Source organism: Rhodococcus sp. 14-1411-2a (assembly GCF_002259485.1).
In the GTDB taxonomy this organism is placed as follows: domain Bacteria; phylum Actinomycetota; class Actinomycetes; order Mycobacteriales; family Mycobacteriaceae; genus Rhodococcoides.
Genome location: NZ_NPGA01000014.1, coordinates 409,809 through 423,516, shown reverse-complemented (window position 1 = coordinate 423,516; position 13,708 = coordinate 409,809). Strand labels below are relative to the sequence as shown.

Below are 13,708 nucleotides of genomic sequence, written 5' to 3'. Positions count from 1 at the left end.
AGGAATGCTGTCCCATAAAATAGGACACGCTACGAACTGACGACGGCCAATCTCGTCGACAGCGTCTGCGCCGCGGCCCGCACTGCGGTGACGAGCACGTCGGTCCGGTCCTCCGGAACTCGACGCCTGATCGCGACGATGCTCAGTGCCGCTGCCACCGAACCGGACTCGTCGAAGATCGGCGCGGCGATTCCCATCGCATCCGGGTCCACCTCGGCGACGGTCAGGCCGTAGCCGGTGGTGCGGATTCGCTCGAGGCGATCGACGAGGCGATCGACGTCGGTCAACGTTCGATCGGTGAAGCGTTGCAGCTCGTGCCGCCCCAGAATCGAGCGGATTTCCTTCTCCGGCAACCAGGCCAACAGCGTCAGCGCCGACGCGCCGGCATTGATGGGCAGTCGACTCCCCCGCTCGTAGCTCAGGCGCACCAGTTGCTTGGCTCCCTCACACCGCTCGATGCACACTGCCGTGTCGTCGACGAGCCTGGTGAGCAACACGGTTTCGCCCACCTCATCGGCAAGTTCGCGCATCACCGGTTGGGCGATCGTCGTCAATCCGTAACCGCGCCGGGCCAATCGAGCAAGTTCGAGTACCGCGACACCCAACCGAAACCCGCCGTTGGGGGCTTCCTCGAGAAACGATGCGCCGACCAATGTCTGCAGATATCGATATGCCGTGGAGCGGGCACTGCCGAGAGCCTCGGCGACATCGTTCGCGCTGATCTGCAGGCGATCCTCGGTGAACATGCCCAGGATGATCAGCGCGCGGTCGGCCGTGCTGTTGCGTTCTCTGTATCCACTCGTTTCCGAAGCCATGTCGCCATCATAGTTCTGATTATCAGGACTGCAGTGTCATCAAACGAACCAACACTCTTGACAGCTGTGATCCAGGCCATGAACACTGTCCTGTATTAGACAACAGAAGTCCTGCTTTACAGGACACGGCCTCTGGACGAGGAACTCATGAAACCCACCCAACACACGCTGGATCGCGGCACGCTCATCGCCTGCTGCCTCGCGATCGGCGTCGCCCAGATGGGCGTCTCGCTCGCAGCGCCCATTCTCGGAGTGATCCAACGCGACCTCGGAGCGAGCGCTGCGGCGCTGGCCTGGATCCCGGCCGCGTTCATCCTTCCCACCGCCATCCTCGAGCTCAACTTCGGCGTGCTGGGCGACATGTTCGGCCGCAAGAGGCTGCTCGTCTGGGGCGGCGTGCTCGTCTTCGTCGGAGACGTCGTCGCCGGAACGTCGGGAACTCTGACGCAGCTGATCGCCGGGCAGGCCATCGCCGGACTCGGCGCTGCCGCAATCTTTCCCACGTCACTGGCCATGCTGGTCTCGGCAACCCCGGAACGTCAGGAACGAGCCCGCGCCCTGTCTCTCTGGGCGGTCAGCCTGGCGTTCGGTGCCATGATCGCCCCGCTGATCAGCGGCTTCGCCGCCGAACACTTCAGCTGGGGCTGGTCGTTCGCCATTCCCGCCGTGCTGGGTCTCGTCACCGCAGCCGTCAGCGCCGCGGTGATCGTCGACTCGCGTCATCCCGCCGGACGCGGACTCGACTGGCCCGGCCAGATCACCATCGCCGTCGCTTTGCTTGCGCTGCTGTACGCGGTGATCCAGGGCTCCGTGGACGGCTACTCGAGCCCCGTCATCGTGGGCACTTTCGTTCTCGCCGTAGCGTCGTTCGTCGCGTTCGTCATCAGCGAGCAGCGAGCCCGCACCCCGATGCTGAACCTCGCGCTCTTCCGTACGCCCGCCTTCGCGGCGGCCGCCCTGATCGGTTTGCTCGCGATGTTCGGGTTCATCGGAACCGCCTACGCACTCAGCGTGAAACTCGAAGCGATCCTGCACGTCAGCCCGCTGCAGGCAGCTCTACCGTTCGCCCTCATCCAAGCCGTACCGCTGCTCCTCACTCCGTTGCTCCCGCGCCTGTTGATGCGCGTCGCGGCCCGCACCCTGTTGGTCACCGGGCTTTCGGCACTGGCCATCGGTCAGATATGGATGGCTCAGCTACCGGGCGACTCCACCTCACTGCTCGCCATGACCGGCCCGATCCTGCTGCTCGGCACCGGATTCATCACCATGTTCACCGCACTGACGGCCGTCGCCGTCGGAGCCGTCGCCATCGACTACGCCGGAATGGCAAGCGCGGTCACCAGTCTCGTTCGCGAAACCGGCCAGAGCCTCGGCCCCGCGATCGTCAGCGCCGTGGCCTTCGGAGTTGCCGGAGCCACCCTCACCTCCAACCTGTCCGACGGTTCCCTCCCTCCCGAGGCGGTGGGCGTGGCCTCCGGCGTCGCCGAACAGGGCGGACCGCTGGCGGTGGCCAACGCCGACCTCGGCCCGATCTCGGATCTCGTTGCACCCCTTGCTCGGACGGCTCTCGAAACCGGACTCGACATGGGCATCTACGTCTGTGCCGGGGCCACCGTCCTGGCTGCGCTCATCGCCCTCGTCATCCCCGGCGGAGCCCCGAAGGGCCTCGATGCGGCCCCGATCGATGCGGCAGCGTCACCTGCGGCCGGGCGACTGCTGCCGGCAGGTGAGTGAGATGTCCACGCCCACTCTGAATCACGTCTTCACCCTCGACGTCGAGCTGGCTCCCCCGGTGCTCATCGGGCCGACCCCGCACGGAATGCGTCGAGTCATCCCGATCACCGGCGGTCGATTCCACGGACCGGCCGGATCCGGAACGATCCTGCCCGGCGGTGCGGACTGGAACCTCGTGCGTGCCGACGGCATCACCCATCTGTGGGCTCGCTACACGATCGTCACCGACGACAACGTGCCCATCATGGTCACCAACGAGGGCTGGGGCACCCAGGACGACGCCACCATGGACCGCATCTTCGCCGGCGGCGGTGCCGACGTCGACCGCTGGTACTGCTCGACCAACCCTCGATTCGAAGTGGCCGACCAAGAGTGGAACTGGTTGAACCACAGCGTGTTCGTCGGACACCTCTTGCCCCCGAGCCGCGGCGACCGGGTTCGGATCACCGTCTACACCGACGCCCCCGTTCCCACCCCATCGACGCCCCGAAAGGCGGATCACTGACATGACCACTCCGACCAGGAACACACTGCAGGAAGGTGGTGCTGTGGGCACGCTGCGACAGACAGCCGTCTCGCACATCGGTTTCACCGTTCCCGACGTCGCCGCCACCGCCGACTTCTACGGCCGCACCGTCGGTCTGACGGTGCAGGAGGAACTCGCGAGCGGCGGCCTGCGCCTCGGCTGGGGCCTCGGACACCATGTTCTCGATCTGACCGAAGGTCCGAAAGGACTGTCTCACTACGGCTTCGAAGTCCGCGACTCCGACGGTATCGCCGGAATCACCGCGCGACTGAAGGACGCAGGCCACGATGTCGCGGATCTGGATCCGTCCGTGATCGACCATGCCGTCGGCGTACCGTCGGGCATCTCGGTGACCGACCCCGACGGCACGACGGTGCATTTCCACGGGCCGGTCGCGCGCCAGGGTGAGAACGCTGCCGATCCGGGACGACGCCCGATCAAGTTCCAGCACACCACTCTCGGCACCGACAACGTGGCGCAGATGGTCTCGTTCTTCGTCGACACCGTCGGGTTCCGCATCTCCGATCAGCTCGAGGACGGCAAGTTCGCGTGGTTACGCAGCGACCGCGATCACCACACCCTGGCCGTCGTCGAGAACGGCAACCCCGGCAATCTCGACCACTACTCCTACGACCTCGCCGAGTGGGAGGACTTCAAGTCCTGGTGCGATCGCCTCACCGAGATCGGCGTCGACGTCGTCTGGGGCCCGGGCCGTCACGGCCCCGGCAACAACCTGTTCGTCTTCTTCGACGATCCCGCCGGCAACCACATCGAGCTCTCGGCCGAGATGGAGAAGTTCCACGACGACCGAGCCACGTACGTGACGCGGCAGTGGCGTCCGGTACCCGCGTCGGTGAATCTGTGGGGCGGACAACTGGCGAGCTGGCGCAAGACGAGTGAGAGCGAGATCTGACCGATGGCCTACATCAGTTTCGAGCACAACGACATTCGCGGAGTCGGCGAGGTCGACGGCGACACTCTGATTCCGCTGCAGGGCATCGACGCGATCGGACGGACCAGCTCGCTCGAGGCACTCGCCGGCGCGGATCGGCTGACCCAGGAGCGCCTGCCGATCTCGGACGTGCGGGTGCTCCCGGCGGTCACCGACCCGGCCCGAGTGATCTGTGTCGGCCTGAACTACCGCGACCACATCGCCGAAACCGGACGCGAGTTCCCCACGTATCCGGTGATGTTTCCCAAGTACGCCTCCAGCCTGATCGGGGCCTACGACGACATCGCCGTCCCGCCGGAGAGTGCAGAGGTGGACTACGAGGGCGAGATGGCGGTGATCATCGGACGCACCGGTCGGCGCATCACCGAGGAGAACGCGCTCGATCACGTTCTGGGCTACACCGTCGCCAACGACATCACGATGCGTGACTTCCAGTACAGGACGCACCAGTGGATGCAGGGAAAGGCATGGGACGCAAGCACTCCCCTCGGTCCGTGCATCGTCTGCCCCGGTGAGGTGGACCTCGCGAGCTGCGGCATTCGCACCGTCGTCAACGGCGAGAAGGTACAGGAATCGGATCTGTCGCAGTTGCTGTTCACGGTGCCGAACTTGATCGCGACCATCTCCACGTTCACCACCCTCGAGCCCGGTGACGTCATCCTCACCGGCACCCCCGGTGGCGTCGGATATCGCCGTAAGCCGCAGCTGTTGCTGAAGCCGGGCGATCACGTGAGCGTGGAGATCGACGGTGTCGGATCGGTCAGCAGCAGACTGGTGGCGGAAGTGCTCTGAGGCTTGGTGCTTGGCTGTCTTTGATGGACGTCAGTGCGAATTGCGCTGCAGCACAGCCACCATGCTCGAACCCGGTTCGTATCGACTGATCCACGTCGCCTGGACGGCGTGGTAAAGATCGGGCTTGCCGCTCCACACCGTCGCGGCCGGAAGGTTGCTGCCGTCGAGTTCGTGATGCCAGGAGCCGTCGGCGCGGTCGAGGAAGTATTCGGCGGCGACGTCCCACCAGGTGCGGTAGTCCTGCTCGTAGCGGTCTTCTCGGGTGTGGCGCGCGAGTGTCGCCGCCGCACCGATCGCCTCGCACAGCACCCAGTGCAGACGTTCGGTCACGACCGGCTCCCCCGACCAGTCCGTGGTGTAGACGAATCCGGGCGTTGGCCCGGGTTGCCAGCCGTCGACCGCTGCGCGGTGGTAGAGCGCTCGGGCGGCGGCGATACGGTCGTGCCCGCTCGCATCGAGGCTTGCCTGCACGAGAAGCCGGGCCCACTCGAATCCATGGCCGACTGTGGCTCCGTAGGGCTTGAACTGGTTGGCGGTGTCGTCGCTGTTGTACTCGAGCTGCGGGATCCACTCGGCGGTGAAATGCTCCGGAACACGCCAGTCGTTCGCTTCGGCCCAGCGACATACGTTGTCGCAGATGCGCAGTGCCCGCTCGCGCCAGATCCGCGGTGCGCCGGCATCTGCAGCGGCCAGCAGTGCCTCGACCATGTGCATGTTGGCATTGATCCCGCGGTAGTCGTCGAGCACGGACCAGTCCGCAGTCCATGTGTCCGAACACATCCCGTGATGATCGTCCCAGAAACGACGTTCGACGGTATCGAGTGCCTCGTCGAGAAGCTGTCGGCCATGGGGGTGCCCCACTGCGGTGGCAGCCGACGCGGCAAGTACCACGAAGGCATGCGTGTAGGCCGATTTCACTGCTTCGGGCGAGAACGCGTCGGCACTGGACTCGAACCAACCACCGTTCGTGCTGTCTCGCAACGTCGTCAGCAATCCCTCGAACACCCGATCGGCTTTCCTCCGAGACCCCGGCCGTCCCAGCATCGAGGCGAGGAAGTGCACATGCGCCATCCGCGCGGTGATGTACGTATGGGCCGGATGATCGAGGTCGGGGTTCCCTCGGCCGTCCAACCACGCCGCACCACCGGCCGGGTGGTCGAGTGTGGTTCCGAAATCGAGAAGCCTCGATGATTCGATGTCGAGCCACAACTGATGCGAGGGCAGCGTCAGCCAGCTGCGACCATCTTCGGTGTCCATGTGTTCATTGTGCGCCCGACGAGAAACCATCCGACGCCGGTCAGCGAGAGACGCTGTAGCGCAGGTACATCCATCCTGACACCGGGAAGAGCTTCTGTTCGGCGAGAACGAGGTCGAGGTGATGTCCCACCGGAAAGTAGGGCTTGCCACTGCCCAGGATCGTCGGCAGCAGGATGACCTCGAATTGATCGATCAGGTCGACCAGTGAGGCTGCCAAGGCTGCTCCTCCCACAGCCAGCGTTCCCTCGGTCTCCCGCTTGAGCCGCTCCACCTCGGCGATCGCGTCTGCGCTGCGCACCAGGCGGCAGCCGTCGGGAACGGAGTCGAGGGTGTCGGAGAAGACGATCCGGGGAGTGGCCTTGTACAGCTCGGCGAACTCCGCCTCTACTTCGTCGCCGTCGAGGCGTTCCGGATCTGTCCAGAAGTCTTCCATGGCCTCGTACAGTCGGCGTCCGAACAGAAACGCAGCGGTCGCTTCGGTCTGCCGATTGGAGAATCGATGTGACTCCGCGTCGGGCACCGAGAAGTCGAGACTGCCCGCCGAGTCTTCGATGTAGCCGTCGAGGGAAACATGCATGTTGTAGGTCAGTATGGCCATGTCACTCCTGGGGTCGGTTGGATTCGAGAGTATGACTTCGACGGCCCCCGGAATTCACCGGCCAGCAGGTCAGTCCAGGATCGCGGTGGCCTCCACCTCGACGAGAACGTCGGGCTCGAACAGGTAGTCCACGCCGATCAGCGACGCAGGTGGCATCGGAGTAGGTAGTCCGATCTCCTCGACGACGCGGGTGACGCCGTCCATGAACTCACCGATCCGCTCCGGAGCCCAGTGCGTGACGTAGAACGTCAGCCGCAGGACGTCCTCGAATGTTGCTCCTGCACCGGCCAATCCGATCGCGGTGTTGCGCAGCGCCTGCGCCACCTGCCCGGCGAGGTCGTTCTCGGCGATCGCCGACCCGTCCTCGTTGCGCGCAATCTGACCGCTGACGTGGATATGTCGAGACCCCTGGCCCACTGCTACGTGGTGATACGGGGTGGGTTGCATCATGCCGGACGGGGTGAATCGAGTGACGCTCATGGAGTTCCTTTCGTGGTGACCGAATCGCGGTATAGCATTGATACTTGGTACACAAAGGACACTTCAAGGGAACCTGGTTTCATGACCGATACCGCCGATGCCGCTACAGAACTGACGATCAGTGCCCCTCACCGTGAGCTGTTGGATCAGGTACTGGACAAATGGTCACTTCAGGTGCTCAACGAACTGTGCGAGCGCCCCTGCCGATTCAACGATCTGCGCCGTGCAATTCCGGCGGTGACTCAGAAATCCCTCACCGCAACGCTGCGGAAGCTCGAACGCAACGGAATCATCGAACGCACGGTTCTCAGTACTCGCCCGGTGGCGGTGGAGTATCGAATGACGCAACTGGGCAAAACTCTTCGGGCACCCGTCGACGTGCTGTTGGCCTGGGCGGCCGCTCACATGCACGAAATCGACAGTGCACGAGAGCGATTCGACGCTCTCTGATCCGCTCACCGCAGCAGCGTGCTGCCCGAACGTTCGAGATCTCGGAGGAGAGGTACACCATGGCGAGCAATCCACAGCACTCCACCGCGCGCGCTGACGCGTTGCTGTCCGGCCTGGTTGCGATGCTGCAACCGAAGAAAGTGGTCACCGTGGGTGCCGGCAGCGCCGGAACCGCATTGTCGCGGGCTCTCGAATCGGCGGCACCCGAAGTCTCGCCCCAACTCTGGAACTTCGTCGCTAGTCCCAGCGAGTCGGTCACCGAGTCCTTGTTCGACTTGCCCCCTCGGGATCTGCACGACATCGGCCCATTCGACCTGGTCTGGATCGACGATGAATCCCTGGTGTCGAACGCACGGATCCTCCGTACTCTGTGGCCACACGTTGCGAAGGGAGGCGTTGCCGCCGTACAGAACTCGTTCTCTCCGGCTGGGTCGAATCCTCTGTGGAATGCCATTCTGCGTTTCGGTGCCGACGACATCGAGACCCTGACGCTTCCGGGAATCGGCCTTCTGAAGAAGCGATCGGAGCCCGTTCGCGAGGTCGATTTCACCGACGAGATGGTGTCCGCCACCGGGGTTCCGCTGCGGTTCGAGTCCATCGGCGTGCACGACGATGCGCCGCTGCTGGACCACGCGACCGGCGTGCTTCATGCTCTCGCGGATTCGGATCTTCGGGCGGTCCTCTTCGCGATCGGCAGTGGAGTCTCGACACTGGCTGCGCTGCAATCCCACACGTCACTGTCGGTCCGTGCGACACACAAAGCGATCGCACGCCTGCTGACCCTGTCGGTGGTGACCCGGGTGGACGATCGACTCGTTGTGGACGAGAACACGGTGAAGAGTTTTCGGAATCTTCCGCGCACGACGCCCCCACCGACCGACATGTCTCGGTACAGCCGGGACCGACCCGAATTTCTGAAGGCAATCGCACGCCAGCTGAGTACGACGGGATGGTCCTCGGAGCATCAGGTCAACGAATTGTGCAGCTTCTTCGGCGACGACTACGCGACATTGCGACGCGAGCTCGTCGACACCGGGTTTCTCGAGCGAAACAGCGCAGGTTCGATGTACCGGGCGCAGAGCAACGACTAGATCGCCTGGCCCACGGCCATGCGGAGGGGGCCCAGGATTCGGACGACGGCGTTGCGGGCAACCACTGGGTGAGGGCAGCAAACTTTGCTGGTCGCCATTCGGAGGTTTCCATGTACCTGCACGTTCAGTCACTCATTCACGACATTGCCACCGACGAGCCCGATCCGGCCGCCGCGAACGCCCTTCAGGAGGGCCTCGGTGGACAGTTCGGCGAGATGCGCACGATGATGCAGTATCTGTTCCAGGCCATGAACTTTCGTGGGGCTGCGGCCAAGCCGTACCGCGATCTGATCCAGGGAATCGGCACCGAGGAGATCAGTCACGTCGAGCTCATCGGCACCACCATCTCACGGTTGCTGGACGGCTCGCCGCAGTACCAGGGCAAGCTGGAAGACCCGCTGGACACGCCCGGTGCGGGCGGAGCCACTCCGTTGAATCTCGCTCTGTCACAGGGCAATATCCACCACTACCTCGTCGGAGCACAGGGCGCACTGCCGGTCGACTCCGTCGGCAACCCGTGGAGCGGTAGCTACGTCTACAACTCCGGCAATCTGGTTCTCGACCTCATGTACAACCTGATGCTCGAGTCGACCGGCCGCCTCCAGAAATGCCGGATGTACGAGATGACCGCCAACAAGGCTGCGCGATCGACTATTTCGTACCTGATCGTGCGCGACCAGGCGCACGAGAACGGCTACGCGAAGGCCCTCGAAACCCTCGGCGTCGAGTGGAAGAAGACGCTGCCGATTCCGAAGACCAACGCCGAGAAGTTCCCGGAGGTCCAGAAATTGGTCGAACTCGGCCTGCAGAGCAAGCAGTACAGCTTCGACCTCACCGGGGCGTCCGAGGCCGGACGCATTTACCAGGGCATGTCGCCGTCCAAGGACGGCACCGACCTCGATGCCAGTGGGCAGGCCCCCGCCGGCGCTCCGATGAAGATCTCACCCGAGCGACTCGAGGAGTTCGCGCCCGGACTCGACACCGACCTCATGGAGCTCATTCAGCAGACGGCCGAGATGGAGATGGCAGATATCGACGCCACGTTCGGAAAGATGAAGTAACTCCGATACTTTTGTAGCCCGACCTCCATCGCACGACGGAGGTCGGGCTTCGTCACGTCCAGTACAGCAGCTGCGCTTCGGGTAGGACTGATTCGAGTTCTTCCACGAACCACGTCCGCATTTCCGACATCGTGTCCTTCGGGTAGACGTACTTCACGCCACCGAACTTGTTTCTCTTTGCTGTGCGGGCACTTTCGTCCATCTCGAGCTTCGTCCCCGGGTACCAGCTCAACAGCACGTCCTTGCTCGACGGCGTGAACCGATGAGTGATGATCTCGGCAGTCAGGTCCAGATCGGGAACGTCACCCAACGCCTCGGCGACATTCGAGAGAAGTCGGCCGTACTGCTCTCGCCACCCCGGGATGGGCATGATCGGAGCGATGGTGAGCCCCACTCGATATCCGGCCAGCGCAAGCTGCCGTAGCGCCTCGATTCGAGCAGGCATCCGCGCAGTTCCGCCCTCGAACCGATGCGCGATGTCATCGGCATTGACCGACAAGCGAACTCGGGTACGGCGTCGGTGGTCCAACGTCACCAACTCGGTGACGTCGTCGAATTTGGTCGTGAAGCGCAACGACACGTCATCGCCGTAATCCCCCGCGCCCACTCGACGAACGGCCTCGGCGAGGGATCCGGTCACATGCTCGATACCCAACGGATCCGTATAGCAGGACAACTCGAAGGTGGTTCCCTCGTGCCCACGTTCCTCGGTGCCGGAGGTGATCGTGCCGCGGCCTGCGTGGGTACCGATGCCGGACAGTACGTCGTCGATGTTGGCGAACACCCTCGTGATCGGCGGCCCGGACAACGACCCCGCCAGATAGCAGTACTGACAGTGGGCCGGGCATCCCTTCGCCAGATCGATACGCCAGTCGGCGCTCGGCGGAATCGGTTGTGGTTTCAGCACACTCGGTGGTGCGACCACCACGGCCATCGTCGTCTTGGCTCGCGCGTAGGTCTCTCGCTCGGTCTCGCCCCGTAGACCCGTCAGGCGGTCACCGGGCAGCACGTCGATCTCGGTCACACCGGCCGCTTCGCACCGTCGAACTATCTCCGCAGTGTGGGGAAGCTCCGATGCAGACCGCGTGATCAGGACGCGCGACGGCGTCCAGAGTCGAGTGGGTGCAGAGAGGGTGTCGTCCATTATCTGGAGTCAACGCCCGCACACGGTGGATCCTTCCCGTTTCGGGGTTACGAGATCCAGGTGTTCGACGGTACCTCGGCGGGCCTACCCAACAGATAGCCCTGTCCTTGAACGAAACTCGGCAAGGCGTCGAGCTGGTCGGGGGTTTCGATGCCTTCGACCACGCACCCCAGATGTAGATCTCGGGCAAGGTTGATGATCGCCCGAACGATGCTGCTGCTCGTCTCGTCGCTGGTCATCGTGGCGGTGAACGACCGATCGATCTTCACTGCACTCACCGGCAGTGTGGCCAGATAACGCAAGCTCGCGAATCCGGTGCCGAAGTCGTCGATGGCGATGCCGACACCCAACTCACGCAGTTCGCCGAGCTGACGCAGCATCGAGGAGCCGGACTCGAGCAGCACCGACTCGGTGAGTTCGAGAATCAGGTCCGCCGGAGCCATTCGGTGCCGTCCCAGAGCCGCGCTCACCACAGCAGCCATGTCCACGTGTTGAGCCTGCCGGGCACTGAGATTGACGGCAATCGTGACGGGGACACCCGAGTCCGAATCGAGCGGGTTCGCCGCGCGCCATCGCACCAGAGTGCCCAGTGCGTCGTCCAGCACACGCTCCCCGAGCTCGGAGATCAGACCGGTGTCCTCGGCCACCGGGATGAATCGGTCCGGCGTAATTCCTGCGCCCTCGTCGTCACGCAAGCGCGCGAGTGCCTCGAAGCTCGTGAGCGCTCTGCTGTCCAGGTCGTAGACCGGCTGATAGACGACGTTCAGCCTCGCAGCTCCGCGGTGTTCGGGATCGAGGGCACTCCGCAAGGTCCGCTCGATGTAAGCACGCTCGAGGGCGTTCGCGCGCAGCGCGTCGTCGAACAATTCGATCCGGTCCTTACCGAGTTGCTTGGCCCGGTACATCGCGGAATCCGCGTCCCGCAGTACCTCCTGCGCGCTGGCACCCTTGCGAACCAACACCATGCCCACGCTGGCCGACACCACGTACTGGCTGCCCTGATACACGATCGGCGCGGCGAGAACCGCTCGGATGCGCTCGGCGACGCGTTCCGCCAACCCGGCACCGGCACGCTTGTCGGCACCGCGCTCGGCCGGCAACGCATCGACGACGAGGACGAACTCGTCACCGCCGACACGGGCAATCGAATCGTTGGCTCGCAGCACCGACCGCAGCCGTCGCGCAACCTCGACGAGAACCGCATCACCGGCAGCATGCCCGCCGGTGTCGTTCACTCGTTTGAATCCGTCGAGATCGCAGAACAGCACCGCAGCAGCGGCTCCCGTGCTCTCACCGCGTGCGATCGCCGAGCCGATACGGTCGAGCAGCAGCATCCGATTGGGCAGCCCGGTCAGCGGATCCTGCAGGGCCGCTCGCTCGAGCGCGAGTTCTGCCTCGACGACGTCGGTCACTTCCCGCACCACCGAGAGGACCTCCGACACCTCACCCGACGGCCCACGTCGAAAGGGCGTGGTGCGTCGAGACAACCACCGCAGCGAGCCGTCGGCCGCGAGTACCCGATACCGGATACTGACGCTCTCGCCCTCCGGAAGCGATGCCGCGGTTCGGTCCGCCGCTCGGACGACCTCGACATCTTGTTCCACCACCCCGTCCAATCGATCCTCGCCGTCAGTGGAGTCGTCGGACCGACCGAGTCCGAGCCACGGCACCCGACCGTCCTCGACCGCTCCATCCGAAGTCGGTCCGGTCAGTAGCGACCGCAGGCTGCGAGAAGCCCACGTCACCCGGCCGGTATCGACGGCGGTGACGGTCGTGATGTCCGGTGAAGCAGTCAACACCGCGTCACGAAAGGCCCGGGCCTGCTCGAGTTCGGCTCGCGCCGCCCGCTCGGCGGAGACGTCCTCGGAGAGCACCATGGCACCGACTATCCGGCCCGAATCATCCCGCAACGGCCTCGCTTCGACCTGAAAGATTGCGCCCGTTCGGGGGCTGACGGTATCGAACGAAATCTCCTCACCCGCCACGGCCGCCAGGTAATGCGGCTCGAGCATCGCGAAGGCTTCCGGCGACACCGTGTCTCGGAGCAGCTGCCCCTCCATCCGCCGCGGGTCGTAGCCCTCGGCCACCAGACCGGCACCCTCGACGAGGACGAATCGTAGATCGCAGTCCACGACCAGAACGGACGTGTGCGGCAGGTTGGCTGCCAGCTGCCGGTATCGAGCCTCGCTCGCATCGTCGAACATCGAAGGCGAGCGGAGCAACGGACCGTAGAAGCGACGCATCCCCAGATAGATCACACCGGCAAGTGCCGTCGATGCCGTTACCGCGACGTCGAGGGTGCCGCCCATCGACTCCCGCATCGCGTCGAGCATCCCCCCGCCTGAACCTGCAGCGAGATGCGAGGCGTGGCCGTCGAATCCTGTCCACAAGTGCACCGCGTGCACCAGGTGATGCGCGGCGCAGGTCAGGAAGATCGCTGCTGTGGCCACCGCCAACCTGTTGTTGCGCAGCTGTCCGGTCCGCATCAGCCCACGGACGATGAACAGCACGATCCCCAGATACGCGGCAGCGGTGATCCCGTTGAGGACCACCACCCACACCCAGCCGCTCACAGTGCGTGCTCACCGAATCGAGTCCGACAACAGTGGCTCTGGTTCCACTCGACACAGACGACGGGCATGACGCGACCCCCAGGGTTGTAGCCCACCGCGCAGAAAGACCGGTCCGGCCGGAAAATCCGAGTCGACCAGCCGCTCAGCACTTTGATATTCGACGAAGGTTATCCCACTCCGATTACCACAGCCGCCATTGGCGCAGCCCGAAAAATAGGTGTCGGCCTGGTGATTT

Annotated in this window: 13 protein-coding genes; 7 read left to right on the top strand and 6 right to left on the bottom strand. The window is 64.3% G+C overall.

Translation table 11 applies throughout. The annotated features are described in order from the left end of the window. Positions 1–29 precede the first annotated feature (29 nt). On the bottom strand, positions 30–815 hold the full coding sequence (locus CH291_RS12930) for an IclR family transcriptional regulator (protein ID WP_094638652.1): 786 nt from the start codon (positions 813–815) through the stop codon (positions 30–32). Between the two features lie 147 nt (positions 816–962). Between CH291_RS12930 and CH291_RS12925 the strand changes: the two genes are divergently transcribed. From CH291_RS12925 to CH291_RS12910, 4 genes are read left to right on the top strand one after another with little or no spacing between them, the layout of a single operon-like run. Further along, on the top strand, positions 963–2,549 hold the full coding sequence (locus tag CH291_RS12925; RefSeq protein WP_094687661.1) for an MFS transporter: 1,587 nt from the start codon (positions 963–965) through the stop codon (positions 2,547–2,549). Between the two features lies 1 nt (position 2,550). Beyond that, positions 2,551–3,054 (top strand): DUF3237 domain-containing protein, encoded by a 504-nt coding sequence (locus CH291_RS12920; RefSeq protein WP_176460167.1) that lies wholly within the window; start codon positions 2,551–2,553, stop codon positions 3,052–3,054. A 1-nt stretch (position 3,055) separates the two neighbouring features. Continuing rightward, positions 3,056–3,988, top strand: coding sequence for a VOC family protein (locus CH291_RS12915; RefSeq protein WP_094638649.1), 933 nt, complete (start codon positions 3,056–3,058; stop codon positions 3,986–3,988). A 3-nt stretch (positions 3,989–3,991) separates the two neighbouring features. Further along, positions 3,992–4,819 (top strand): fumarylacetoacetate hydrolase family protein, encoded by an 828-nt coding sequence (locus CH291_RS12910; RefSeq protein WP_094687659.1) that lies wholly within the window; start codon positions 3,992–3,994, stop codon positions 4,817–4,819. Positions 4,820–4,849: 30 nt separating this feature from the next. Here the strand turns inward: CH291_RS12910 and CH291_RS12905 are convergent, their stop codons facing one another. The 3 genes from CH291_RS12905 to CH291_RS12895 form a co-directional block, all read right to left on the bottom strand. Further along, a complete protein-coding gene (locus CH291_RS12905; RefSeq protein ID WP_094687658.1) occupies positions 4,850–6,076 on the bottom strand; it encodes an AGE family epimerase/isomerase in 1,227 nt (408 codons plus the stop codon). Positions 6,077–6,116: 40 nt separating this feature from the next. After that, entirely contained in the window at positions 6,117–6,674 is a 558-nt protein-coding gene (locus tag CH291_RS12900; RefSeq protein WP_068054217.1) for a dihydrofolate reductase family protein, read from the bottom strand. Positions 6,675–6,743: 69 nt separating this feature from the next. After that, complete coding sequence (locus CH291_RS12895) at positions 6,744–7,154, bottom strand: RidA family protein (RefSeq protein ID WP_094687657.1); 411 nt, start codon at positions 7,152–7,154, stop codon at positions 6,744–6,746. A gap of 81 nt (positions 7,155–7,235) precedes the next feature. On the opposite strand from CH291_RS12895, the gene CH291_RS12890 reads away from it, so the two are divergent. The 3 genes from CH291_RS12890 to CH291_RS12880 all read left to right on the top strand — a co-directional run bounded on the left by CH291_RS12890 (position 7,236) and on the right by CH291_RS12880 (position 9,756). Then, positions 7,236–7,604 carry a winged helix-turn-helix transcriptional regulator gene (locus CH291_RS12890; protein ID WP_094669097.1) on the top strand — a complete coding sequence of 123 codons (369 nt, stop codon included), beginning with the start codon at positions 7,236–7,238 and terminating at the stop codon, positions 7,602–7,604. A 59-nt stretch (positions 7,605–7,663) separates the two neighbouring features. Next, positions 7,664–8,695: a DUF2087 domain-containing protein gene (locus CH291_RS12885; protein WP_068054209.1), complete on the top strand. Its 1,032-nt coding sequence runs from the start codon at positions 7,664–7,666 to the stop codon at positions 8,693–8,695. 110 nt (positions 8,696–8,805) lie between these two features. Continuing rightward, on the top strand, positions 8,806–9,756 hold the full coding sequence (locus CH291_RS12880; RefSeq protein WP_094687656.1) for a manganese catalase family protein: 951 nt from the start codon (positions 8,806–8,808) through the stop codon (positions 9,754–9,756). Between the two features lie 52 nt (positions 9,757–9,808). On the opposite strand, the gene CH291_RS12875 is transcribed toward CH291_RS12880, so the two are convergent. Both CH291_RS12875 and CH291_RS12870 read right to left on the bottom strand, forming a co-directional pair. Next, the gene (locus tag CH291_RS12875) at positions 9,809–10,900 is read right to left on the bottom strand and encodes a spore photoproduct lyase family protein (protein WP_094669095.1); all 1,092 of its coding nucleotides are present in this window, start codon (positions 10,898–10,900) and stop codon (positions 9,809–9,811) included. Positions 10,901–10,947: 47 nt separating this feature from the next. Then, positions 10,948–13,473, bottom strand: coding sequence for a putative bifunctional diguanylate cyclase/phosphodiesterase (locus tag CH291_RS12870; RefSeq protein WP_094687655.1), 2,526 nt, complete (start codon positions 13,471–13,473; stop codon positions 10,948–10,950). Positions 13,474–13,708 lie beyond the last annotated feature (235 nt).

Coding starts and splice junctions, on each gene's coding strand:
- CH291_RS12920 (WP_176460167.1), top strand. CDS start 2,551: ATGTCCACGCCCACTCTGAATCACGTCTTCACCCTCGACGTCGAGCTG.
- CH291_RS12915 (WP_094638649.1), top strand. CDS start 3,056: ATGACCACTCCGACCAGGAACACACTGCAGGAAGGTGGTGCTGTGGGC.
- CH291_RS12925 (WP_094687661.1), top strand. CDS start 963: ATGAAACCCACCCAACACACGCTGGATCGCGGCACGCTCATCGCCTGC.
- CH291_RS12885 (WP_068054209.1), top strand. CDS start 7,664: ATGGCGAGCAATCCACAGCACTCCACCGCGCGCGCTGACGCGTTGCTG.
- CH291_RS12900 (WP_068054217.1), bottom strand. CDS start 6,674: ATGGCCATACTGACCTACAACATGCATGTTTCCCTCGACGGCTACATC.
- CH291_RS12890 (WP_094669097.1), top strand. CDS start 7,236: ATGACCGATACCGCCGATGCCGCTACAGAACTGACGATCAGTGCCCCT.
- CH291_RS12930 (WP_094638652.1), bottom strand. CDS start 815: ATGGCTTCGGAAACGAGTGGATACAGAGAACGCAACAGCACGGCCGAC.
- CH291_RS12880 (WP_094687656.1), top strand. CDS start 8,806: ATGTACCTGCACGTTCAGTCACTCATTCACGACATTGCCACCGACGAG.
- CH291_RS12905 (WP_094687658.1), bottom strand. CDS start 6,076: ATGGACACCGAAGATGGTCGCAGCTGGCTGACGCTGCCCTCGCATCAG.
- CH291_RS12875 (WP_094669095.1), bottom strand. CDS start 10,900: ATGGACGACACCCTCTCTGCACCCACTCGACTCTGGACGCCGTCGCGC.
- CH291_RS12910 (WP_094687659.1), top strand. CDS start 3,992: ATGGCCTACATCAGTTTCGAGCACAACGACATTCGCGGAGTCGGCGAG.
- CH291_RS12895 (WP_094687657.1), bottom strand. CDS start 7,154: ATGAGCGTCACTCGATTCACCCCGTCCGGCATGATGCAACCCACCCCG.